The sequence below is a fragment of the Shimia isoporae genome (assembly GCF_004346865.1).
Classification (GTDB): domain Bacteria; phylum Pseudomonadota; class Alphaproteobacteria; order Rhodobacterales; family Rhodobacteraceae; genus Shimia; species Shimia isoporae.
This window is the reverse complement of record NZ_SMGR01000001.1, coordinates 724,832-748,642: the sequence shown is the minus strand read 5'-3', so window position 1 is coordinate 748,642 and position 23,811 is coordinate 724,832. Positions and strand designations below refer to the sequence as shown.

Sequence of the window (23,811 nt, the reverse complement as noted above, 5' to 3'; positions counted from 1 at the left end):
GTCCGTCAGGCGGTAGCTTTCACCAAGACTGCGCCAGTCCGCCCACCGGCCTCAACCATCTCATGTGCCTTCGCAACTTCCTCAAGTGCAAATACGTGCGGCGGTTCAAACCGCAACGCACCGGCGCTCAACGCTTCGTGCAGCTTTGCGACAGCCCGCAGGCGCTCGTCTAATGGCAGGATATAAATCAGCGTAATGTCGACCTTCAAAGCTTTGAACAGCATCGGGCCAAATGGCATCTGTGGCGTCATCTCTTTTGCCGACCCATAGGCGGCAATCGTACCCAAAGGCTTCATCACCTCGCACAACATTGGCAGGTTTGGCCCCAGTTCGACCTCGATCGCGCGATCCACACCCGCCCCGTCTGTCGCAGTCAGTATCTCGGACGCCAGATTGGCACTGGCGTAGTCCAGGATAACATCCGCTCCCGCCGCTTTTACCCGCGCAACGTCTCTTGCACCGCAGGTCGCGATCACTCTTGCGCCTCCCCAGACCGCGAGCTGAACCGCGAGATAGCCAACCGAACCACCACCTCCGGACACAAGCACGGTCTTACCAGCCACATCACCGGCACCGAACACCGTCTGCGCCGCCGTCAGACCCGGAATACCCAGAACCGCACCATCTTCCAGCGAAACGGTTTCCGGCAGCGCGACCGCCTGCTCCGCTGGCAGGACCACATATTCTGCACAGGTGCCAAAGGCCCGCTGCCATTGCCCGTTCCAAAGCCAGACACGTTCGCCCACACGCGATGCGTCCACGCCCTGCCCTACGGCTTCGACCACGCCCGCTCCGTCACTGTGGGGCACAATCATTTCAAAAGGTGGCTTCGTAACGCCCGGACGCGCGCCTCCACGGGCCTTACAATCCGAAGGGTTCACCCCACTGAACGCCACCCGAACCAGAACCTCTCCGGCACCGATATCCGGCCGGACCATTTCTTCCACAGACAAAACATCTGCGGCGGGGCCAAAAGCCCGCCAAACAACTGCCTTCATGACAAATCTCCCTCGTTGGCAGCCATGCTGTCACAGCCCGGACAAAGGCACAATTCTCGGATGTTGGAACGTCGTCGCGTCAGACTGCGCTCAGGTGCGGCGCAACCGGATCACTACGTCAACCTTGGCGATCTCGGCGCCTTCGGGCACCTCAGGCAGCTGCGCGATCTGCAATTGTTCAGCAGGAGCATCCGTCAAAGTACGGTCGTCTTCCCAGAAGAAATGCGGGTGATCGTGGGTATTGGTGTCAAAGTAGCTTTTTGACCCGTCAACCGTGATTTCCTGCATCAGCCCCGCGTCGCAGAATGCACGCAGAGTATTGTAGACCGTCGCCAGCGAAACGCTCTCGCCATGCTCGCGCACCGATGCAAATAGGCTCTCGGCCGTCACATGCCTGTCGTTGCCATCCCCCACCAACAACGCAGCCAGAGCCACACGCTGCCGCGTCGGGCGCAATCCTGCCGATGTCAGCCAGTCGGTACCGTTGCGGGTCGCTTGGTCAATCATGTCATGATCCCATGGGGTTAACGCGCGCTTGCGCCTGCCTGACAAGGCTTATACCCCGCCGCGCCCCCTACATTCAATTGAAAATCAGTTGCAGCCCACGGGACGCCTTGTCACAGCCACCTTGCGGGAGCAAAGCCACAGGTGATAGACGGGGCGGGACCTAGAACAGAACGTGACACGACTAAAGGACCTTTCGCATGGCCGACTATCCTACCAGCTTTGACAAAGAGGACCTGCTGAAATGCGCCCGCGGCGAGCTCTTCGGCCCCGGCAATGCGCAACTGCCTGCTCCGCCGATGCTGATGATGGACCGCATTACCGACATCTCTGCGGATGGTGGCGAGTTCGGCAAGGGCCACGTGGTTGCGGAATTCGACATCACCCCCGACCTTTGGTTCTTCGAATGCCACTTCCCGGGCAACCCGATCATGCCCGGTTGCCTTGGTCTCGATGGACTATGGCAGCTTACCGGCTTCAACCTCGGCTGGCGCGGCATGCCCGGCAAAGGCATGGCAATGGGCGTGGGCGAAGTGAAACTCAAAGGCATGGTCAAACCTGACCGCAAGATGCTGACGTACAACGTGGATTTCACCCGCATCATCGACCGCAAGCTCAAGCTTGGTGTGGCCAACGGCAAGGTCTTTGCCGACGGCGAGATTATCTACGAAGTCAAAGACATGCGCGTCGGTCTTGCGGCGGAATAAGCAACAGCGACACCTAAATGAAAAAGAGGCCTGCGGGCCTCTTTTTTTGTTTGGTCGGGATGGCTCATTCTAAGCCGCCTTCAGTCCAGCGCTTTCAGCACGGCCTCGGCCAATGGCAACTGAGAGTAGCCTATCTTGGATGGCGTCAATCCCAGCCGCACAATCACGATGTCACGCTTAGGAAACACGCCCACAGACTGCCCGTCGTGGCCAAGCAGCCAGACGGAACCCTCAAACTGTCCCTGGTTCTCGGTGCTGTCGATCCACAAGTGTCCCTTGCCATAGACGTCCTCGGACACTGCCACCGGTTCAAACATCCAGTCTACATATCCCACCGGCAATATCTGTTGTCCGTTCCATACGCCCTTCTGCAAAAGAAACTGGCCAAATCGCGCCCAATCACGTGCTGTGGCATACATGTAGCTCGACCCGACGTAGGTATCTAAGGCGTCCGTCTCCATAATCGCGGAGGTCATCCCCAGCGGCCCGAAAAGCGCCTCCTGAGGATAAGACAAACCATCATCGTCGAGGTGATCCTGCCAGACGCGAGACAACATTGTCGACGTTCCGGAAGAGTAATTAAAGGCCGTCCCGACTTCGCTGGCCAAGTCCCGATTGGCAGCGAAACCTGCCATGTCGTCGTTCAGGTAAAGCATCTGCGTGACATCCGACACATTGCCGTAGTCTTCATTCCAATCAAGTCCGCTCGCCATTGCCAGCATGTCGCCGACTTGCACCGCGTTTCGCCCATCCTGTGCCCACTCCGGATAGGTGTTCTCCAACGTGTCCTCGACCGTCATGTCGCCGTTTTGGACCAATGCGCCAATGATGCTTGCCGTTACGGTTTTGGTCATGGACCAGCCAAGCAAAGGTGTCGTTTCATCAAACCCCTCTGCATAGGCCTCGCCCACGACACGCCCGTTCTTCACCACCACAACAGCACGGGCTCCTTCCCCCAGCAAATCCGGATCGGAAAGCGCATCTGACAACGCCGCATTATCGATTGGCGTCACGTCGTTGCCCACCGGCCAAACTCCCGGACCAGCATCCGGCAGGGACTCAAGCTTGGCAGAACTCAGATCAGCGTCATGCACGTTGGTGCATCCAAGGCCGCTTCGGTACTGCGATACCGCCGGAGCAAAAAACCGAAAAACCCGTGCTTCGACACGCTGGGCTTCCGCGTCGACATCGACGGAGATGTGCTTCAACAACGGATGCCCCGGCGCTTGCACATCAACAGTCAGCACCTCCTGCGCGTCGCGATTGGCAATGAACACATTGGAACATACTATTTTAGCAGAATAGTTCGTTCCCACCTTCAACAACGCGGGCGGTGAGACAAACAAAAAGACCACCAGACCGGCAAACCCGACAAGGACCAGTCCAACCCCATACTTCAGCGCTTTCAATAGCATGTCTTCCTCTCAACCGGACGCCCGGTTCCTGCAACACAAGTTGCACCCATCTAAGACCATGACCGTGCCGTGCGCCACAGTTCCGTTAAGTCCCAACCGACGCGGCCACACCTCGCGGCCACGGCGCTACAAAAGTGTTTCGCCTTGCGAGGGCCTGCCGTCGCTACCATGGCAACCTATTCACGGTGTATGTCGCGACGTCGCAAATTATCTGCGTTGCCCCTCCGTCAAGAACCTGTTCAACCTGACGAAATTCTCATTCAATTCCGGAGCCACCGAATGGCGATTCAAATCGATAAATCCCGCTTCTCCAATCTGGCTGTTGAAGAACGCGACAATGGCGTCTGGGTTGTGACCCTGAACCGTCCCAGCAAGCGCAACGCACTCGACATCGACACCATTGAAGAACTCGTGGAGTTCTTCTCGCTGGCTCCGCGCGCCGGTGTGAGCGTGGCGGTTCTCGCCGGCTCCGGTGACCATTTCTGCGCGGGACTTGATCTCATCGAGCACCACGACGAAGATCGTAGTCCGGCGGACTTCATGCATGTTTGCCTGCGCTGGCACGAAGCTTTCAACAAAATGGAATACGGCGGCGTCCCGGTGGTTGCCGCCCTTCAGGGCGCCGTTGTCGGAGGGGGACTGGAATTGGCCAGCTCGGCCCATGTTCGCGTTATGAACGAAACCACATATTTCGCACTGCCCGAGGGTCAACGCGGCCTCTTTACAGGTGGCGGCGCGACAATTCGTGTAACCGATCTCGTTGGCAAAGCACGCATGATCGACATGATGCTGACAGGTCGGGTCTATCAAGGCCAGGAAGCGGTCGATCTTGGTCTCGCACAATACATCGTGGAAGGCTCCAGCCTCGACCGCGCTCTGGAACTGGCAGATCGGATTGCACAGAACCTGCCGCTGTCCAACTTCGCCATTTGCTCTGCCGTCAGCCACATCCAGAACATGTCCGCACTGGATGGTGCCTATGCCGAAGCGGTTGTGGCAGGCGTCGTAAACACGCAGCCGGACGCCCGCACGCGACTGGCGGCTTTCGCGGACAAAAGCGCTGCGCGCGTGCGCCCCAACGACTGATGGCAAAACGGGGCGCGAAACCGCAGAACTCGCGGCCCCACCTTGCGCCCTGCCCGCCCAATGCCCTACATAGGCAGCAACACATCTAAGGGAGAGCGCACATGCGTCGCGTCGTCGTTACCGGACTGGGTATCGTTTCCTCGATCGGCAACAATGCCGAAGAAGTCACAGCCTCGCTCAAGGCAGGCAAATCCGGCATTTCCGCCAGTGCCGAAATGGCCGAACATGGTTTCCGCAGCCAGATCGCGGGCCATATCGACATCGACATCAAGGAACTGGTCGACAAACGCACCCTGCGTTTCATGGGTCCTGGCGCCGCATACGCCCATATTGCCATGCAGCAGGCGATTGCTGATGCGGGCCTGACCGAAGAGCAGATCGTCAACGAACGCACCGGCCTCGTGGCTGGTTCCGGCGGGCCCTCGACCTCTGCCATGCTTGTGGCCCACCAGACGGTCGAAAAGACCGGCGCGACCAAGCGTATCGGACCGTTCGCCGTGCCGAAGTGCATGAGCTCGACCATTTCTGCAAATCTGGCAACCGCCTTCAAAATCAAAGGCATCAACTACTCGATCACCTCAGCCTGTTCGACGTCTCTGCATTGCATCGGCAACGCCGCGGAACAGATCATGATGGGCAAACAGGACGTGATGTTCGCTGGTGGTGGCGAAGAACTCGACTGGACCCTGTCCTGCCTCTTTGACGCCATGGGCGCAATGAGCAGCAAATACAACGACACTCCGGAAAAAGCCTCCCGCGCCTTTGATGAAAACCGCGATGGTTTCGTGATTTCCGGCGGCGGCGGCATCGTGGTTCTGGAAGACCTTGAGCACGCGCTGGCCCGTGGTGCAAAAATTTACGCCGAGGTCACCGGCTTTGCGGCAACGTCTGATGGCCACGATATGGTTGCCCCGAGCGGTGAAGGCGGCGAACGCGCCATGCGCCTTGCGGTGTCGACCCTGCCGGAAGGTCGTTCTGTCAGCTACATCAACGCCCACGGCACATCCACACCAGTCGGCGACGTCGGCGAAGTCGAGGCCGTGCGCCGCGTCTTTGGCGAAGGCAGCACGCCTCCCATTTCTTCCACGAAATCGATGACCGGCCACGCCCAGGGCGCGGCCGGTGCTCTGGAGGCTATTTTCTGCCTCTTGATGCTGGACGGTGACTTCATCACCCCTTCTATCAATGTCGAGACCCTCGATCCGGCGATCAACCCTGACGAGATTGCGACCAAAACAATTGAAAACGCCGGTCTTGATACGGTGATGACAAACAGCTTCGGCTTTGGTGGCACCAACGGCTCGATGCTCTTGTCGAAGTTCGAGGGATAACGAGACCATGCGGAATACACTGCAGGGCAAGCGCGGCCTGATTATGGGCGTCGCCAACGAACGCTCGATTGCTTGGGGCATCGCCAAGGCGATGCATGACGCAGGCGCGGAGTTGGCATTCACCCATCAGGGAGACGCATTCGGCAAGCGGGTCGCACCATTGGCAGAAAGTCTTGGAAGCGATTTCCTTGTCGATGTGGATGTGACCGACGACGCCTCACTGGATGCCGCGTTCGAACAGCTTGGCGCAAAATGGCCGACCATCGACTTTCTGGTGCACGCGATTGCCTATTCCAACAAGGACGAACTCACCGGTCGGTTTGTGGACACCTCGCGTGACAACTTCAAGAACTCGATGGACATCTCCTGCTATTCGCTCATTGAAGTCGCGCGCCGCGCGCATCCGATGATGGCGGAGAACGGCGGAACGATCCTGACGTTGACTTACCAGGGATCGACCCGCGTCACCCCCTTTTACAACGTGATGGGCGTGGCAAAAGCGGCACTGGAAAGCGCAACCCGCTATCTGGCAAACGATCTTGGCCCTGACGGCATTCGCGTAAATGCGATTTCTCCCGGCCCGATGAAGACGCTTGCCGGCGCCGTTATTGGCGGCGCGCGCAAAACGTTCCGCCAAACCGAGCAGAACGCGCCTTTGCGCGCCAACGCCACACTCGAAGCCATCGGCGGTACTGCGGTCTACCTGGCGTCGGAGGCCGGCGCCTGCACCACTGGAGAAATTCTGCGTGTGGATGGCGGCTATCACGTCCTGGGCATGCCACAGCCAGAAAACCTCTAAGCGCTTGAATTCCTGCAAACGGGCTCCCGCCCCCTATCGGGGTTGGGCCCGGCTCAAGCCTCCGGCTTGAGCCTTCGGGTATTTGAAACCAGTCAGAAGATCAGGGAACACGCATCTTTCCGTCTCGACAACGGCCACTTTATCCCCTTGGGGGCAGGTCGTCAGATTTCGTGGTGTAGAGTTCCGATGCGATGGCGCGCAGGATATCGGCTGATGTTCCTCGCCTGATCTGCCCTGCGCCAGTGCCCGCCCATTGGGCGCCATAGCCTGCCTCGCCTGCATTTTTTGCAGCCGCATTCAGCGCTTTTCCGATGTCGTAAGCCACCGGATAATCCGGTGCCGACACCTCGCCCAGCGCCTCGCCCAACACCACAAACCGGTTTGACAGGCAACGCGCCGCCCGACCCGAAATGACGCGGGTCAGGACCGTTGAACCGGCGCCGGCCTGCCTCAAAGCAGCGCGATACCCCGCGTCCGCAGCGGATTCATCAGTGTCAATAAAGGCCGTGCCAAGTTGCGCCGCCACAGCACCGGCATCCAGCGCCGCCGCCACGCCTCGCCCGTCCATGATACCGCCCGCAGCGATAACCGGCACGTCTACTGCTGCATTCAACGCGCCGACCAACTCCAGAGTTGTCATCGCACTGTCTTCAGACGCCGGATCAAATACCCCCCGGTGGCCGCCGGCCTCGATTCCTTGGGCTACAACCGCATCGACACCGGCCGCAACACAAGCCTCTGCCTCTTCCACGGATGTCGCACTGGCAAAGACAAGGTTACCCGCTGCTTGCAGTTCGGCAATCCATCCGGTTGCGGGCAAGCCAAAGTGCAGGCTGACCACGCCTGGTTTTTCCTCAAGCAGCATGTCCATCATGAGGCGATCCTCGAGGAACGTACGGTAGATTTCCGACAGTGAATCCGGTGGCGAAGCGCCAAAACCTTCAAAAACCGGCCGCAACGCTTTGATCCAATCGGCCTCTTTTCCGGCATCGCGAACGGCAGGGGCATGGCAAAACAGGTTTGCATTGATCGGCTTGTCGGTCAGTGCTCGCGCGGCGCGCAGCATGGTGCGGGCGCCGTCGACGCCGGCCGCGCCAAGCCCCATCGCGCCAAGCCCTCCGGCGTTGCTTACCGCGGCTGCCATTGCGGGGGTCGAAACGCCCGCCATGGGTGCCTGAAAAATCGGCCAGCGCAGGCCAAGCTTTGTGATCAAGTCCATGACATGTCTCCCTCCGGTTCCACGCTAGGCCTTGCCCGCCCAAAGAAAAAGCCCGCCAAAATACGGGCGAGCTTCTGTCCTAAATCTGCGAATACGGGGTCAGTTGATTGATACCAGCTCGATCGCAAATGTCAGATCCTTGCCCGCCAGCATGTGGTTGGCGTCGAGCTTCACGATCTCGTCCGTGATTTCCACCACAGTCACAGGCACAACCTGCCCGGTCGGCGACTGCATCTGCAGTTGCAGACCGATCTCAAGCGGGATCTCCGCCGGAATCTGTTCGCGCGGGACGTCCTGAATGGCTTCTTCGTGGCGCGGGCCATACGCCTGATCTGCAGGAATCTCCGCAACCTTCTTGTCGCCTACGCTCATGCCATCCACGGCATTGTCAAAGCCCGGAATGACCTGCCCTGACCCGAGAGTGAACTCAAGCGGATCACGCCCCTCGGAGCTGTCAAAGACCGATCCGTCGCTCAGAGTGCCAGTGTAGTGAATGCGAACGGTATCGCCCGATTTTGCGGCTGTCATGGTGTGTCCCATCATTGTCTAAGTGCGCACCCCACCGGCCCGCATAAAGGCCGCACCCTAAAGTCGTAGGTCCGAAAGTGCAAACGCCCCTTTCCGCCCCCTGCGAAACCTGACAATCTGCGCCATAACGGGAGGATCACATGGCCATCACAACTTGCATTTTCGACGCATACGGAACGCTCTTCGACGTGGCCGCAGCCGCTCGGGAAGCCGCGGCCGAACCCGGTCGGGACGCCTTTGCAAAACACTGGATGAAAGTCGCGAATGACTGGCGACTGAAGCAGTTGCAATACACCTGGCTGCGAGCTGTCGCCAATGCACATACAGATTTCTGGGAGGTCACCCAGAACGGTTTGGATTGGGCGCTTGAAGCCTCCGGCCTGCAAGGCGATGCGGAACTCCGAGAACGCCTGCTCGCACTCTACTGGGAGCTGTCAGCCTATCCCGAAGTCCCGCAAATGCTTGCGGATCTGAAATCCCGCGGCCTGAACACGGCGATACTCTCCAACGGATCGCCTGAAATGCTGAGCGGGGCGGTCGAGAGCGCGGGCGTTCAGGAATTTCTGGATGATGTGTTGAGTGTGGAGAGCGTCGGTATCTTCAAGCCTGCAGAGTCCGTTTATGAACTGGTCACCAAGCGGTTTGGTTGCGCGCGCGACGAAGTGCTTTTTGTCTCCTCAAATGGATGGGACGCGGCTTGCGCAACTGGCTACGGCTTCAAAACCGCATGGGTGAACCGCGCGGGCGAACCCGTTGACCGGATGCCGTGGAAACCAGCGATCATCCTGTCCGACCTAACAACCATCCCTGATCACGCAGTTTGACGCATGCCCAGATTTACAACATCAGACGGTCTTTCGCTCTTTTTTGAAGATACTGGCGGCGACGGACCCGTCGTCCTGTGCCTTGCTGGGTTAACCCGCAATAGCACCGATTTTGATTACGCCCTACCCGCAATGACAGCCGCGCGGGTGATCCGGTTGGATTATCGCGGTCGTGGCCAGTCAGACTGGGCAGAAGACTTCATGTCTTATTCGGTGGACCGCGAAGCACGCGATGCAATCGAACTGCTGGATCACTTGAGGATTGAAAAGGCAGCTGTTCTCGGCACATCCCGCGGCGGCCTTATTGCCATGCATCTCGGTCAAATAGCACCGCAGCGGTTGAATGGCGTGTGCTTTAACGATGTCGGACCGGTGATCGAAACCGACGGGCTTGAGATCATCCTCGTTTTTATCGGGCGCAACCCCGTCTGGAAAACGCTTGATGAAGCCGCCGAAGCCTTCGCCACGCGCATACCCGGCTTTGACGGGGTGCCGCCAAGCCGCTGGCGGCAAGAAGTGACAAAACACTTCGTTGAAACGCCGGACGGCCTCGCGATCAACTATGATCCCAAACTGCGTAATGCGACGCTTGCGACCTTTGATCCCCGCGCGGAACAGCCCGATCTCTGGCCGCTCTTTGATGCTCTAAAGGGCATGCCTCTTGCAGTGATCCGCGGTGCAAACTCTGACATTCTGTCCGCGCAGACATATTCCGAGATGCTAAATCGCGGCCCGATTCTTGCGGCAGAAATCCCCGACCGCGGTCATGTTCTCTTTCTCGACGAACCGGATGCAGTCGCCATCCTGCAAAGCTGGATAGACCAACTGGAGAGCCCTTCATGAACATCGACATGATCCGTGCAGCAGCCGACCGGCTGCAAGGTCACGCACGACGCACACCAATTTTGACCTCGCCGTTTCTGGACGAGATCGCCGGTCGTCAGGTGTTGGTTAAACCGGAGTGCCTGCAACACACCGGCTCCTTTAAATTCCGCGGTGGTTGGTCGGCGGTCTCGGCTCTGGACGAGGTTACCCTTAAGCGCGGCATCATCGCCTACAGTTCAGGAAACCACGCACAGGGCGTTGCCCTAGCCGCCGCCAAGCATGGGGCGCCTGCCGTCATTGTGATGCCGAAAAACGCACCCAAACTGAAAATCGCCAACACACGCGCACTTGGGGCCGAAGTCGTGCTTTATGACCGCGCAGGCGGGGAACAACGCGAAGAAGTCGGCGGCAGGATTGCCGAAGAACGCGGTCTTACCCTGATCCGTCCCTATGACGAGCCGCAAGTCATCGCCGGTCAAGGCACCACCGGCCTCGAAATCGCGGCCCAAGCCGCCGAGTTCGGCGTGACCTCGGGCGACGTTCTGGTCTGTTGCGGCGGCGGCGGTCTGTCTTCCGGAATCGCCTTGGCGCTGGAGGCCGATGCACCTGACTTGCGCGTCCGCCCCTGCGAGCCCGAAGGATTTGACGATGTCGCACGGTCGCTCCGAACCGGTGAAATCCAGTCCAATCCGACCCAATCCGGATCGCTTTGCGATGCTATCATAACGCCCCAACCCGGCAACCTGACGTTTCCGATCATGTCCCGTCTTTGCGGCCCGGGTTTGGTGGTCACCGAAGACGAGGCACTTCGTGCGATGGCTTTGGCTTTCAAACGCCTGAAAATCGTGGTGGAACCCGGCGGTGCAGTCGCGCTCGCTGCAGCCCTCTTCCATGGTGAAAACATCGAGGGCGACGCCGTTGTTGCCGTCTGCACGGGCGGCAATGTGGATGCCGAGATTTTCGCCAATGCCATCACCAGGTTTGACTAACACTAGGATCGCACCCGCACCAATGGCGGCCATCGTCACCGCATCAACAAGGACCAACGCGATGCCCCATCGCTCAAATCAGTTTGAAATTCGCACCCGCCGTCACGCCGGACGCGCACCCATTCAGGCATGGCGCACCTCCGGTGCGACAAGGCGGGGTCGGGTACGATCCGAGCCGCTGCGCGCCTCGGATTTCTGTTTCTCAGGATAATCCCATGACCCGTTTCACCATCGCCTCTTTCAACGTCAAAAACCTCATCGGCCCGGATCAGGAATATTATCCGTTCCAGTCGTACACTCCCGAAGAATACGCTTGGAAAGAAGACTGGACCGCCTCGCAGATTTTCTCCATGGACGCCGACATCATCGGCTTTCAGGAAATCTTTGACGAGGCCACCCTGCGCAATGTCATTGCCGAGGCCGACCGCAACGGCATCGAAAGCAACAAAGCTGTTCTCCCCGACAAATCCAAGCGCTACCACCGCAAGGCCATCTTCCGCAAACTGGGCTACACCCCGTACGAAGACAAAAGCCTTTTTGTCGCTCCCAACATCAACGACACCGGCGAACCCGGCCAACGCCGCCCCGGTGTCGCGATCCTTTCGCGCTTCGGCTTTGCCGGTACGCCCGAGATCATCCAAGACCTACCCAAACCACTCGACATTCCCTTCCGAGACCTCACCGGCGAGGACGGGGGCCATTATCGCCTTACCCGCCTCTCCCGCCCGATTTTGAAAGCCCGCATACGGGTCTCCGAAACCACCACCATCACCGTCTTCAACTGCCACTTGAAATCCAAGCTCGGCGAATTTCCCCGCGGTGATGATGGCAGGGCACCGGAGGCGGATCTCACGCAATACGACCCCGTAGGCCGGGCCATGGGCGCCATGCGTGCCGCCCTGCGCCGTATGGCCGAAGCCTGGGTTTTGCGCCGGGAAATCGTGGCCGAACTCAACGCAGGACACCCCGTCATGGTTATGGGTGACTTCAACGACGGCGAACATGCGGTCAGTTCAGAAATCATCTCCGGCGAAGTGCCCTTCCGCAACTACTCATGGATGCTCAGACACGACGCCAAACACGGCGCCGACAGATATTCGCGCGAAGAAAACGACCTCATCCAAAAGGCTGTGAACAAGGTCCGCCTGACCTCCGCAGAAAGCCTTTTTGTGAAGAAATCCATGCGCGACATGGTCTACACCACGGCCTTTGGTGGCGTTTACGAAAGCATTGATCAGATCTACCTCAGCCAGCATTTCCATCCGGACAATGCCGCGGCGATTGGCGAAATGGAGTATTTCTCGGTTTTGAACGACCATCTGACAGACGGCAGCCATGCCGAAGCACCTTATAATAAACTTGCTTCCGATCACGGGCAGATCATGGCCCACATCCGGCTTAAGGACGACTGATGCCCCTCGCAAATCTCAATGGAATTTCCACCCACTTTCGCGAAGATGGCGACCCGAATGGAGCGCCAGTTGTTTTCATCAATTCGCTTGGCACCAATATGGGCCTTTGGGAACCCATCCTGCCGTTCCTGACCAAAGGTCTGCGTATCATCCGCTATGACATGCGGGGGCACGGCGAGACAGATGTGCCGCCTGCCCCCTACGCGATGGGAACGCTCGTCAAGGATGCTGAGGCCCTTCTGGATCATCTGGAAATCAAGGATGCACTCGTCGTAGGCCTTTCGATCGGCGGTATGATTGCTCAGGGTCTGGCGGTAAAACGCCTCGATCTTGTGCGTGCCATGGTCCTTTCCAACACAGCAGCCAAAATCGGTTCACCAAAGCTCTGGGACGACCGGATCGAACAAGTTCGCAAAGGTGGGCTCACCTCCATGGCAAACGCCACAATGCAGCGCTGGTTCAGTCGTGACTTTCTTGCCCGGCCTGAACTCGCGCACTGGCAAGCGATGTTCGAAAGTACGCCACCAGAAGGATACATGGGCTGTTGTGCCGCGATCAAAGGCACTGACTTCTACACCCCCACATCGGGGTTGCGCCTGTCCACCTTGGGCATAGCGGGATCAGAAGACGGGGCGACGCCACCGGACCTTGTGCGAGAAACAGTAGAACTGATTCCGGGCGCGCGGATGGAATTGATGCGGCGTACCGGCCACCTGCCCTGCGCAGAAAAACCGGAAGACTACGCAGCCCTCATCAACGGCTTTCTCAAGGAAACCGCTCATGTCTGACATTCTCCTGGTGCATGGTTCCTGTCACGGAGCGTGGTGTTTTCGCGATCTCATACCGGCACTCGAAGCCCTCGGCCACTCCGCCCGCGCGATAGACCTGCCCAGTCACGGTCAGGACAGTACCCCCATTGAAGATGTCACGCTGGATACCTGTGGACAAACCGTTGCTGATGCACTCGGCGACAACACCTTCGTTCTGGGGCACAGCTGGGGCGGCTATCCCATTTCGAGGGCTGCTGACCTGGCAGACGGGAAAATTGCGCGTTTGATCTTTCTCTGTGCTTATGCCCCTTGGGACCGGCATTCGCTCGCCGATATGCGCCGCGCAGCGCCGCGCCAGCCGATACTGGATGCCGTCATCAAATCGGAGGACGGCCTCAGCTACACCATCGATCCAGCGAAGACACGCCGCGTGTTTTATCACGACACGCCCGAAGGCACCGAAGACTTCGCAAATGATCACCTCTGCCCGCAACCCATCCTGCCGCAAGAAACTCCGATTTCCTTAGGCAGCGGCTACGCAAAAACGCCAAAGTCCTACATCCGCTGTAACAATGACCAAACCATTCCGCCCGAGTTCCAGCACACCATGACCAAGGACTGGCCCAGCGAAGACGTCTATGAAATGGACACGAGTCACTCGCCGTTTCTTGCTGCTCCAGAAGAGCTGGCTGCGTTGGTTCACCGGATCATCACCAAATAACTCCCTTTCAGAATTCTTTGAAAATTAGGGGTGTCCGCACTTCCCATTTAAAAAAATTGCCCCCATGTTCTGCTCTACCGCGTAGCACTCGCGATTGACGAACTGGACCGACTTATGACGAACCGCCTACCCATACTGGTCATTCTGGCCACTGTGACCATAGACGCCATGGGCATCGGTTTGATTATCCCGGTCATGCCGGACCTGATCCGCGAGGTGATGGGCGGTGATCTGGCGCAAGCGGCGGTCTGGGGCGGTATTCTCGCCACCGTTTTCGCGGTAATGCAGTTTCTGTGCGGCCCTCTTCTGGGCAACCTTTCTGACCGCTACGGACGGCGCAAAGTACTTCTGGTTAGCCTCGCTGTTATGTCCGCAGACTACGTGATCATGGCGTTGGCAAATTCCATGTGGCTTCTGGTTGTCGGGCGCATCATTGCGGGCATCACCGCCGCGACCTATGCAACCGCGTTGGCCTATATGGCCGATATTTCCAAACCCGAGGACAAAGCCAAGGCCTTCGGGATCGTGGGCGCAGGTTTCGGCATCGGCTTCGTGCTTGGCCCGGCAATTGGTGGCATTCTTGGCGAATTCGGTACCCGCGCTCCATTCTGGGCCGCCGCAATTCTCGCGGGTGCAAACGCCCTTCTCGGCTGGTTCACACTCACGGAAACGGTGACAGAAAAGAACCGCCGCACCTTTGAATGGCGACGCGCGAACCCACTCGGTTCACTCAAGGCGTTGGGCAAGCTGCCAGCCATGACCCGCCTGCTTACTGTCTTTCTGTTGTATCAGATCGCAACCGCCGTTTACCCGGCTATCTGGCCGTATTTCACAGCCGAGCGCTTCGGCTGGGAACCTCGCATGATCGGCGTGTCACTGGCGGTCTACGGCATTGGATTTGCACTGGTTCAGGGCTTTTTGATCGCGCCGTCCGTGCGCATTTTCGGCAACCGTCGCACGGTGCTGATCGGGTTGGCTATCGAGGTGGCAGCGTTGCTCTTCCTCGGTTTTGTATCCATCGGCTGGCTCGTGCTCGCAACAGTGCCGATCGCCGCGCTTGGCGGCATCGGTCTGCCGGCGCTTCAGGGGATCATGTCCCGCCGCGTTCCGGACGACGCTCAAGGCGAGCTACAAGGTGTCTCGGCCTCGCTCACATCCCTCGCCCACATCGCCGCACCCTTGGTGATGACACAGACCTTCGCCTTCTTCTCCAAAGAGCACGCGATTCTCTACCTGCCCGGCGCTCCGTTCCTGCTGGCGGCCCTGTTGATGGTCTTGTCCTTTGTGGTTTTCCAAAACTCACGTGGCGGCAAATAACCCAAAAACGACGCTCTTTGTCTGGTTTAGCATGACAGCCTCCCTATCCTGCCCCAAACTGTTGGGAACAGGAGAGGATCAGACCACATGACCACCATCAAAGCCGCTGTTTGCCACGAGTTCGGCCAACCCCTCGTTGTCGAAGACGTCACTCTGCGTGCGCCCCAAATGGGCGAAATCGAAGTTGAATTGTCCGCGGTGGCAATTTGCCATTCCGATATTTCCTTCGCTGACGGCGCTTGGGGCGGAAGCCTGCCTGCCGTTTACGGCCACGAAGCTTCAGGACGCATTACGTCGGTGGGCGCGGGCGTCACCGGTCTGGCCGAAGGCGACCCTGTTATTGTCACGTTGATCCGTGCCTGCGGCACATGCCCCTCCTGCTCCGAGGGCAAGCCGGTGATCTGTGGTACGCCCTACGACGGCGACAAGGGGCCTTTGAGCACAACAGATGGCGGCAAACTGCATCAGGCCATGGCCTGCGGGGCCTTTGCCGAGAAGGTCGTGGTCGACCAGTCGCAGGTTGTGAAAATCTCCGAAGACATTCCGATGGAGGCCGCCAGCCTAATTGCGTGCGGCGTGATCACCGGCGTCGGAGCCGTGGTAAACGCCGCCCAAATTCGCGCCGGTCAGGATGTGGTCGTGATCGGCGCCGGCGGCGTGGGCCTGAACGCCATTCAAGGCGCCCGCATCGCTGGAGCCCGCCGGATCGTCGCGGTGGACATGAGCGAGGAAAAGCTTGAAATCGCGAAGGAATTCGGCGCCACAGACGGGGTTCTGGCAACCGAAAAGAAGCCCTTTGTGAAAGCAATGCGCGCAATGGGCCGCGGCGCCGACGCGGTTATTGTCACCGTCGGCGCGATCCCCGCCTATGACGACGCCCCCCGCTATCTCGCGCCTGGTGGCAAGGTCATCATGGTTGGCATGCCGCATTCCGGCGCCAAATCCACTTATGAGCCGGTTATCCTCGCTGCCATCGGTCAGGGCATGCAAGGCAGCAAGATGGGCGACGTGGTCATCAAGCGTGACATTCCGTGGATGGTGGACCTTTACCAGCAGGGCCGCCTGAAGCTTGACGAACTGATCTCGGGCCGCTGGACACTTGACCAGATCAACGAGGCCATCGCCGACACCAAAACCGGCAGCGCGAAGCGCAACGTGATTGTGTTTGACCGCTAATCAGTCCGTATCCGGAGGACAGCCGTGCTGAAATTCGTCACAGACCTCTTCAAACCGTCGGCGCCGAAACCGCCGCCGCCGATCACCTCGACGACGTCCATGAATTTTGACGCCGTCGAGGTCGCGCCTTTTCTGACACGGCTGACCAACCATCCGCGCTTTGAACTGCCCGCAGATGTGGCCACGGCCATCGGCGATGGCCTTTCCGATATCCCCGTCGAAGACACAAGGCGCTGGAAAATCACATGCGGTTTTGACGGAGAAGACATCGCCATGGAGATCGAGGTCTTCATGGACGATGTTGACGCGCCCGATCTCTATTTCTTCAGCACGCAAGCAGCGATCACCGAAATCGAGCGCGAACTTGAAGCCTTCGCAGCATCAATGGGGACCTGAGTTGGCGCATCCCGACCCATCTTCCGTCGCGACAGGCAGACGATAGCCAGCCCCCGGGCGAAACGCCGGCGCCGCAACACAGCAGGAGTTCAGAAATGACCGACGCCACATTGCAAGACCAAGGCCAAGTTCTCGCTCTTTCCTTGCCGCAAGGTGTGCTCCGATTTCACGCAGTCTGGCTCCGCCACAACGCCCTTGACCCATCCAATCGGGATCAAAACAACGGGCAACGCCTCACAACGCTCGCCGACCTGCCAGACACCTGCAAACTCGCGACTGCCGAAGCGTCGGACACAACCGTCTCGATGACCTTTACAGACGGCAAGTCCACGGCTTTCCCCGTCGAGTGGCTCGCAGCCAACGCCTATGACCGTGTTCTCAAAACCGACAAAGGACATTTGCCGGAACACGCTGAGACATGGGACGCGTCTTTGATGGAGCGCGTGCCGACCGGACACCTGCCCGACCTGCAAAGCAGCAACCGTGCCAAACGCGACTGGCTTGCGGCCATCCGCCGCTACGGGTTTGCCAAAGTATCCGGTATGCCACCGAAACCGGGTGCACTATTCGACATCGTTGCCCTTTTTGGCTTTGTGCGGGAAACCAACTATGGTCGGCATTTCGAAGTCCGTACCGAGGTCAATCCAACCAATCTCGCCTTTACAGGCCTCGGCCTTCAGGCCCACACAGACAACCCCTATCGCGACCCTGTTCCGACCCTTCAAGTCCTTGCCTGTCTTGAGAATTCTGCTGAAGGCGGCGACAACATGGTGGTTGATGGATTTGCAGCTGTGCAAAGGTTGCGACAAGACAATCCGGATGGCTTTGCGCTTTTGCACAGCCACTCCGCCCGTTTCGAATATGCTGGCGAGGCCGGCGTAAAGCTCACGTCACGCCGTCCGGTCATCGAACTCACACCGGAGGGCACATTGAACTCCATCCGGTTCAACGCACGTTCCGCTGCTCCGCCACTGGACGTACCATTTGACAAAATGACAGATTACTACACTGCGCTGCGCCAGCTGAGCGACATCATCGACGACCCTGCGTCGGAGGTCCGGTTCAAACTGGTCCCGGGAGAAGCATTCATCGTTGACAACACCCGCGTTCTTCACGCCCGCAAAGGATACTCGGGCGCGGGCAATCGCTGGCTCCAAGGCTGTTACGCAGATAAGGACGGCCTGCTGTCGACGCTTGCCGCGTTGGAGATCGAACCATGACCGAACTCACACAAGACACCATCGTTGATTTCATCGGCGACATCTTTGCGCGATGCGGCGACGAAGAATATCTGGGCGAACCCGTCACCATGGCTGAACACATGCTTCAGGGGGCGACAATCGCGGAACAGAACGGCATGAGCGAGGACATCATAGTTGCAGCGCTCCTGCACGACATCGGCCATTTTACTTCCGAATTCGGAACGTTTTCCATGGAAGACACCAAAGACCGGTTTCACGAGGAAGCCGGCGCCAAGGTATTGGCCGAATTCTTCCCGTCGGTGGTCACCGATTGCGTGCGGTTTCATGTGGCCGCAAAACGATATCTTTGCGCCACCAAGCCGGAATATTTTGACCGCCTGTCAGACGCGTCGATCCATTCGCTCAATCTTCAAGGCGGCCCAATGTCCGACGCCGAAGTTACCGAATTCGAACAGAACCCGAATTTGGAGAAAATCATACAGGTCCGCTACTTGGACGAAGCCGGAAAACGCCCGGACATGCCGACGCCCGACTACGCCCATTTTGCGCCAATGGTTCAAAGAGTTGTCGACGCCCACATGAGCCACCAGAGATAAATCAAGCCCACCCAATCGGCACAGATGCGGTGCCGACGAAATACCGACGTTTTGCAGACGTCAGAAACAGCAAAATTCAGACCGTTCGTCAGAGAGCGACTGACCACAGGGACAAGACCATGAAACTCACAGATCTCGACGTCATCGTCACTGCGCCGCCCGCGCCCGGTTGGGGTGGCCGCTACTGGATACTCGTCAAGCTGACCACAAACACCGGCGTCACCGGCTGGGGTGAATGCTACGCCTCATCAGTAGGTCCGGACGCGATGACCCACGTTATTCGCGACGTGTTTGACCGCTACTTCCTTGACGAAAACCCCGAAAACATCGAGCGCCTTTTCCGCCGGACCTATTCATCCGGCTTCACCCAGCGTCCTGACCTGACTGTGATGGGTGCATTTTCCGGCCTCGAAATTGCCTGTTGGGACATTCTTGGCAAAGACCGCGATCGCCCGGTTTATGCTCTGCTCGGCGGCTTGATGAACGAGCGCTTGCGCGCCTATACCTATCTCTATCCCCTTGATCATCATAAGGTTTCCGATTTCTGGACTTCCCCAGAAATGGCGGGAGAAACCGCCGCCGAAATGGTGCGCCAAGGCTATACCGCTGTAAAGTTCGATCCCGCCGGCCCTTACACCATGCGCGGCGGACATATGCCCGCCATGTCCGACATCTCCATGTCTGTCGCCTTCTGCAAAGCCATAAGAGAAGCAGTCGGCGACAGAGCAGACCTGCTTTTCGGCACCCACGGACAATTCAACACAGCGGGCGCCATCCGCCTCGGTCAGGCACTGGAGCCATACAGCCCGCTCTGGTTCGAAGAACCGACACCGCCTGATAACATCGAAGACATGGCCCGAGTGGCTCGCAACGTGCGTATTCCGGTCGCAACGGGTGAGCGCATGACGACCAAATCGGAATTCGCAACCGTGCTTCGCACCGGTGCGGCCGAAATTCTGCAACCTGCCCTCGGGCGTGCCGGCGGCATTTGGGAAATGAAGAAAGTTGCTGCAATTGCAGAATGTTACAACGCTCAAATGGCACCCCACCTTTATGCCGGGCCGGTGGAGTGGGCTGCCAACATCCACCTCGCAGCGTCCATCCCCAACCTGCTAATGATCGAGACCATCGAAACCGAATTCCACGACGCGCTGATATCCTCATCGATCTCAGTCGAGGACGGTTTCGTGACCCCGCCCACGGCCGCGGGGCTCGGCATTGAGGTCAACGAAGACCTTGCCCGAGCGCACCCTTTCACCGACACCGGACTTCACTTGCAAATGCAGGACGAACCCTGTGACTACGTCAACGGAAACAGTTTCGAAGGCGGCGCGCCTCCAAAAACCTGAAGACATCTCGAAAACCTTTCTCGCCGATGCTATATCTCTCTGACGCAAGAGAGCAGACGTGATGACCGAGACCCTTCAGAAACCGCCAGCGCCCCCAACGGAAATGGCGCAAAATGCACAAGCCGCCGCCGCCTATCTCAAGACGTTGGCGCACGAAGGACGTCTGATGATCCTGTGTCATCTCGGCTCCGGTGAGAAATCTGTTGGCGAACTTGAGGATCTCCTCGACCTGCGTCAGGCCGCTGTAAGTCAGATGCTTTCCCGCCTGCGCGAAGAAGGCCTTGTCGCCACGCGCCGAGAGGGCAAAACCATCTACTACACGCTGGCGGACCGCAACACGGCAGAGGTTATCTCATTGCTTTACAACCTCTTTTGCGCGCCTAACGCCAAGTGACATCGCCTCAACTGCCCGCCGCTTTGGAAGGCTGGTTTGCCACGCGCGGTTGGGACATCCACCCGCATCAACGCGAAATGCTCGCACGTGCGGCCGACCCATGCACGCTGCTGATTGCGCCAACCGGCGGTGGCAAGACGATGGCGGGTTTCCTGCCGACACTTGCCGAATTGGCCGATGGAAACCACGCGGGCCTGCACACACTCTATGTCTCGCCACTCAAGGCCCTTGCTGCCGACATCAAACGCAATTTACGCACGCCGGTCGAGGACATCGGGCTTCCGATCCGCATCGAGGACCGCACCGGCGACACCTCGCAAACTGCGAAAAAACGCCAGCGTGTCGACCCTCCGCACATATTGCTGACCACGCCGGAAAGCCTCGCTCTCCTGACGTCATACGAGGATGCACCGCGCATCTTCAAAGGCCTCAAGCGCGTTATTGTCGACGAAATCCACGCTCTGGCTGATTCCAAACGCGGCGACCAACTGTTCCTCGCACTTGCCCGTTTGCAAAGCCTCTGTCCTGACCTACGACGTGTCGGCCTGTCGGCCACGGTTGACCGGCCAAGCGAGATCGCAGACCTGCTCGCGCGGCACCCCGACCCCTGCTCGATCATCACGGCAGACCCTGGGCCAGCGCCGGATATCGCCATGCTTCAACCCAACGAAGCGCCCCCTTGGTCAGGCGGCGGGGCTGCCTATGCCATCCCCGCTGTTCTGGAACAGGTGAGGCAACACAAGACCACACTGATCTTTCACAATACACGTGCGCAGGCGGAAATTTTCTTTCATAATCTGTGGCTTGCTAACGAAGACAGTCTTCCCATCGGCATCCACCACGGCAGCCTCGACAGGCAGCAACGCGAAAGGGTCGAAGCTGCAATGGTGCGGGGCGATCTAAGGGCAATCGTTTGTACCGGTTCCCTCGATCTTGGCATCGACTGGGGTGATGTGGACCTCGTCATTCAGGTTGGTGCCCCCAAGAACGTAAAACGGCTGGTGCAGCGCATCGGTCGCGCCAACCATCGCTACAACGCTCCCTCCAAAGCCTTACTCGTGCCGGCCAACCGCTGGGAAGTTGTGGAATGCGTTAACGCGCTGCAGGCCGTCCGCGAAGGCGACCTTGACGGCGATCCCCGCGCGCGTGGACCCCAAGACGTACTTTGCCAACACATCTTGCTCGCCGCAGCATCGGCTCCCTTTTCCGCCGATGCCCTGTTTACCGAGATGACCTCTTCAGGTGCCTATGCCGATCTGACTCGAGAGGAGTTTGATGCCTGCCTCGAGTTTTGCGCGACTGGCGGCTACGCCTTTCGGGCTTATGACCGGTGGCAACGGCTGCAAGAACGTGACGGCCTCTGGCACCTGCGCGATCCGCGCGCAGCCGCGCGGATACGCATGAACGCAGGAACCATTCAGGACGCCGACACACTCAAGGTCCGTCTCAAGCGCAATCGTGGCGGCAAACCTCTTGGCGAAGTCGAAGAAGCCTTTGCGGCATCGTTGTCACAAGGGGACACTTTTTTGATCGGCGGACAGATCGTCCGTTACGAAGGCTTACGTGAAATGACGGTCGAAGTTTCCCGCAATGCCGCAAAAAAGCCTCGGGTCGCTGTATTCTCCGGAACCAAATTCGCGACATCCACACAACTCAGTCAACGCACTCTCCGCTTTCTGCAACAAGACAGTTGGCCGGAATTGCCTGAGCACACTGCGGACTGGCTACGCCTTCAGCGCGACATGTCTCGTCTGCCGGAGCCCGGTCGACTTCTGGTGGAAACGTTTCCCCGGGACGGCCGTGAAAATATGGTCGTCTACGGCTTTGCCGGTCGCAACGCACAGCAGACGCTCGGGTTGTTGCTTACCAAGCGCATGGAAGACCTCGACCTCGCTCCGATGGGTTTTGTCTCTACTGACTATGCCACCTTGATCTGGGGGTTGGACGAAATAGCAGATCCGGAACCTCTTTTTGATCTCAACGCTTTGCGCGACGGTCTTGATGGCTGGCTCGCGGGAAATGCACTGATGAAACGTACCTTCCGCGGGGCTGCAACAATCGCAGGCCTAATCGAGCGTAACACCCCAGGTCAGCGCAAGTCGGGACGGCAAGCGACCTTCAGCTCTGACATTCTCTACGACACGCTGCTGAAATACGATCCGGATCATCTTCTGATGAAAGTCACGCGAAATGAGGCACTCAGCGGTCTTGTCGATTTCGCACGCATTGAAGACATGCTTACGCGCGTCGGAGGCCGCATTGATCACGTCCGCACGCCTCACGTGACACCATTGTCCGCCCCACTGTTTCTAGAAGTCGGAAAAGTTCCCGTTCAGAGCGGCAGCGCCGAAGAAAGATTGCTTGCCGAAGAGACCGCAAGCCTGATGCGCGACAGTGGTCTCTACAATGTCGAAGGTTAATTTGTGTTAACGGCGGAACGTTAACAATTTCGCTAAAATTTGTTCCATTTGTGTAAGTTTTCGAGTCCGCCACTTGTCTGGATTGGCCCTTCGGGATAGGAACGTACCATGAACGGCGCAGACTTCTCCCTCGCTGGTGCACGCCTCACTGCACTTGGCTCCGGAGCCCTTTGGTGGGCAGACCAACGCTTGCTTGTTGTCTCCGACCTGCACCTTGGAAAAACCGAACGAATTCTGCGGCGTGGCGGCCCCTCTTTACCTCCGTACGAGACTCGCGACACGCTGATCCGTCTTGAGAACGACCTCAATGCAACCAACGCGGCGACCGTGGTTTGCCTCGGAGACAGCTTCGACGACGTCGAAGCGGCCCGCACATTGCCCGAGTCGGACCGTCTCTGGATTTCCCGTCTCCAAGCCGGACGCCGCTGGGTCTGGATCGAAGGCAACCACGACCCGGGGCCAATCGATCTCGGGGGCACCCATCTCGCAGAGCTTCCGCTTCCACCCCTCACATTTCGCCACATTGCAGAAACAGGCAAAAGCGGCGAAATCTCCGGCCATTATCACCCGAAAGTTCGTGTACAAACGCGGCTGCGCAGCATTACCCGTCCAGCCTTTCTGATCGACAGCGACCGCGTCATCATGCCGGCCTATGGCACCTATACCGGAGGCTTGCGCAGTTCGGATGACGTGCTCAAAACCCTTATGCGTCCCGAAGCCACGGCGATCATCACGGGACAGACCCCACGCATGGTGCCCATGCCGCGTTAACTTTTGCGGATAAATTATTAACCCGGCGTCAAAAAATTATGCCCATTGACCAACGCAAGCGT

General features: G+C 58.6%; 24 protein-coding genes. 19 read left to right on the top strand and 5 right to left on the bottom strand.

Annotation, left to right across the window (positions count from 1 at the left end; genetic code table 11):
• Positions 1-5: 5 nt before the first annotated feature.
• Together BXY66_RS03710 and irr are read right to left on the bottom strand one after the other, a co-directional pair.
• Positions 6-998 carry an NADPH:quinone reductase gene (locus BXY66_RS03710; RefSeq protein ID WP_132858825.1) on the bottom strand — a complete coding sequence of 331 codons (993 nt, stop codon included), beginning with the start codon at positions 996-998 and terminating at the stop codon, positions 6-8.
• Positions 999-1,088: 90 nt separating this feature from the next.
• Positions 1,089-1,505, bottom strand: coding sequence for a Fur family transcriptional regulator Irr (gene irr / locus BXY66_RS03705; protein ID WP_132858824.1), 417 nt, complete (start codon positions 1,503-1,505; stop codon positions 1,089-1,091).
• Between the two features lie 197 nt (positions 1,506-1,702).
• On the opposite strand from irr, the gene fabA reads away from it, so the two are divergent.
• Positions 1,703-2,209 (top strand): bifunctional 3-hydroxydecanoyl-ACP dehydratase/trans-2-decenoyl-ACP isomerase, encoded by a 507-nt coding sequence (gene fabA / locus BXY66_RS03700; protein WP_132858823.1) that lies wholly within the window; start codon positions 1,703-1,705, stop codon positions 2,207-2,209.
• 80 nt (positions 2,210-2,289) lie between these two features.
• On the opposite strand, the gene BXY66_RS03695 is transcribed toward fabA, so the two are convergent.
• Positions 2,290-3,624: a serine hydrolase domain-containing protein gene (locus BXY66_RS03695; protein ID WP_132858822.1), complete on the bottom strand. Its 1,335-nt coding sequence runs from the start codon at positions 3,622-3,624 to the stop codon at positions 2,290-2,292.
• Between the two features lie 279 nt (positions 3,625-3,903).
• Here BXY66_RS03695 and BXY66_RS03690 point away from each other — a divergent pair, with 279 nt between their 5' ends.
• The 3 genes from BXY66_RS03690 (at position 3,904) to BXY66_RS03680 (ending at position 6,840) form a co-directional block, all read left to right on the top strand.
• Complete coding sequence (locus tag BXY66_RS03690; RefSeq protein WP_132858821.1) at positions 3,904-4,710, top strand: crotonase/enoyl-CoA hydratase family protein; 807 nt, start codon at positions 3,904-3,906, stop codon at positions 4,708-4,710.
• Between the two features lie 101 nt (positions 4,711-4,811).
• Positions 4,812-6,041: a beta-ketoacyl-ACP synthase I gene (gene fabB / locus BXY66_RS03685; protein WP_132858820.1), complete on the top strand. Its 1,230-nt coding sequence runs from the start codon at positions 4,812-4,814 to the stop codon at positions 6,039-6,041.
• A gap of 7 nt (positions 6,042-6,048) precedes the next feature.
• Entirely contained in the window at positions 6,049-6,840 is a 792-nt protein-coding gene (locus BXY66_RS03680) for an enoyl-ACP reductase FabI (protein ID WP_132858819.1), read from the top strand.
• A 139-nt stretch (positions 6,841-6,979) separates the two neighbouring features.
• Here BXY66_RS03680 and BXY66_RS03675 read toward each other — a convergent pair whose 3' ends face one another.
• Both BXY66_RS03675 and BXY66_RS03670 read right to left on the bottom strand, forming a co-directional pair.
• Complete coding sequence (locus BXY66_RS03675) at positions 6,980-8,059, bottom strand: NAD(P)H-dependent flavin oxidoreductase (protein WP_132858818.1); 1,080 nt, start codon at positions 8,057-8,059, stop codon at positions 6,980-6,982.
• 99 nt (positions 8,060-8,158) lie between these two features.
• Positions 8,159-8,587 (bottom strand): FKBP-type peptidyl-prolyl cis-trans isomerase, encoded by a 429-nt coding sequence (locus tag BXY66_RS03670; protein WP_058241264.1) that lies wholly within the window; start codon positions 8,585-8,587, stop codon positions 8,159-8,161.
• Between the two features lie 140 nt (positions 8,588-8,727).
• Between BXY66_RS03670 and BXY66_RS03665 the strand changes: the two genes are divergently transcribed.
• The 15 genes from BXY66_RS03665 (at position 8,728) to pdeM (ending at position 23,749) form a co-directional block, all read left to right on the top strand.
• The gene (locus BXY66_RS03665; RefSeq protein ID WP_132858817.1) at positions 8,728-9,411 is read left to right on the top strand and encodes a haloacid dehalogenase type II; all 684 of its coding nucleotides are present in this window, start codon (positions 8,728-8,730) and stop codon (positions 9,409-9,411) included.
• Between the two features lie 3 nt (positions 9,412-9,414).
• Positions 9,415-10,254 (top strand): alpha/beta fold hydrolase, encoded by an 840-nt coding sequence (locus BXY66_RS03660; protein ID WP_132858816.1) that lies wholly within the window; start codon positions 9,415-9,417, stop codon positions 10,252-10,254.
• The gene (locus BXY66_RS03655) at positions 10,251-11,225 is read left to right on the top strand and encodes a threonine ammonia-lyase (RefSeq protein ID WP_132858815.1); all 975 of its coding nucleotides are present in this window, start codon (positions 10,251-10,253) and stop codon (positions 11,223-11,225) included. Before BXY66_RS03660 ends, BXY66_RS03655 begins: the two co-directional genes overlap by 4 nt.
• A gap of 215 nt (positions 11,226-11,440) precedes the next feature.
• Positions 11,441-12,637 (top strand): endonuclease/exonuclease/phosphatase family protein, encoded by a 1,197-nt coding sequence (locus BXY66_RS03650; RefSeq protein ID WP_132858814.1) that lies wholly within the window; start codon positions 11,441-11,443, stop codon positions 12,635-12,637.
• Positions 12,637-13,425: a 3-oxoadipate enol-lactonase gene (gene pcaD, locus BXY66_RS03645; RefSeq protein ID WP_132858813.1), complete on the top strand. Its 789-nt coding sequence runs from the start codon at positions 12,637-12,639 to the stop codon at positions 13,423-13,425. The genes BXY66_RS03650 and pcaD overlap by 1 nt, the downstream gene beginning before the upstream one ends.
• A complete protein-coding gene (locus BXY66_RS03640) occupies positions 13,418-14,128 on the top strand; it encodes an alpha/beta fold hydrolase (RefSeq protein ID WP_132858812.1) in 711 nt (236 codons plus the stop codon). Before pcaD ends, BXY66_RS03640 begins: the two co-directional genes overlap by 8 nt.
• 114 nt (positions 14,129-14,242) lie before the next feature.
• Entirely contained in the window at positions 14,243-15,445 is a 1,203-nt protein-coding gene (locus tag BXY66_RS03635) for a TCR/Tet family MFS transporter (protein ID WP_132858811.1), read from the top strand.
• An 87-nt stretch (positions 15,446-15,532) separates the two neighbouring features.
• Complete coding sequence (locus BXY66_RS03630; RefSeq protein ID WP_132858810.1) at positions 15,533-16,621, top strand: Zn-dependent alcohol dehydrogenase; 1,089 nt, start codon at positions 15,533-15,535, stop codon at positions 16,619-16,621.
• Positions 16,622-16,645: 24 nt separating this feature from the next.
• Entirely contained in the window at positions 16,646-17,017 is a 372-nt protein-coding gene (locus tag BXY66_RS03625; RefSeq protein ID WP_132858809.1) for a hypothetical protein, read from the top strand.
• Between the two features lie 95 nt (positions 17,018-17,112).
• Positions 17,113-18,237: a 2-trimethylaminoethylphosphonate dioxygenase gene (gene tmpA / locus BXY66_RS03620; RefSeq protein WP_132858808.1), complete on the top strand. Its 1,125-nt coding sequence runs from the start codon at positions 17,113-17,115 to the stop codon at positions 18,235-18,237.
• Complete coding sequence (gene tmpB / locus BXY66_RS03615) at positions 18,234-18,815, top strand: (R)-1-hydroxy-2-trimethylaminoethylphosphonate oxygenase (protein WP_132858807.1); 582 nt, start codon at positions 18,234-18,236, stop codon at positions 18,813-18,815. Before tmpA ends, tmpB begins: the two co-directional genes overlap by 4 nt.
• Positions 18,816-18,934: 119 nt before the next feature.
• Positions 18,935-20,164, top strand: coding sequence for a mandelate racemase/muconate lactonizing enzyme family protein (locus BXY66_RS03610; protein WP_132858806.1), 1,230 nt, complete (start codon positions 18,935-18,937; stop codon positions 20,162-20,164).
• A gap of 61 nt (positions 20,165-20,225) precedes the next feature.
• Entirely contained in the window at positions 20,226-20,558 is a 333-nt protein-coding gene (locus BXY66_RS03605; RefSeq protein WP_425057057.1) for an ArsR/SmtB family transcription factor, read from the top strand.
• Positions 20,555-22,978: a ligase-associated DNA damage response DEXH box helicase gene (locus tag BXY66_RS03600; RefSeq protein ID WP_207911284.1), complete on the top strand. Its 2,424-nt coding sequence runs from the start codon at positions 20,555-20,557 to the stop codon at positions 22,976-22,978. The genes BXY66_RS03605 and BXY66_RS03600 overlap by 4 nt, the downstream gene beginning before the upstream one ends.
• Before the next feature lie 108 nt (positions 22,979-23,086).
• Complete coding sequence (gene pdeM, locus BXY66_RS03595) at positions 23,087-23,749, top strand: ligase-associated DNA damage response endonuclease PdeM (RefSeq protein WP_132858805.1); 663 nt, start codon at positions 23,087-23,089, stop codon at positions 23,747-23,749.
• Positions 23,750-23,811: the final 62 nt, after the last annotated feature.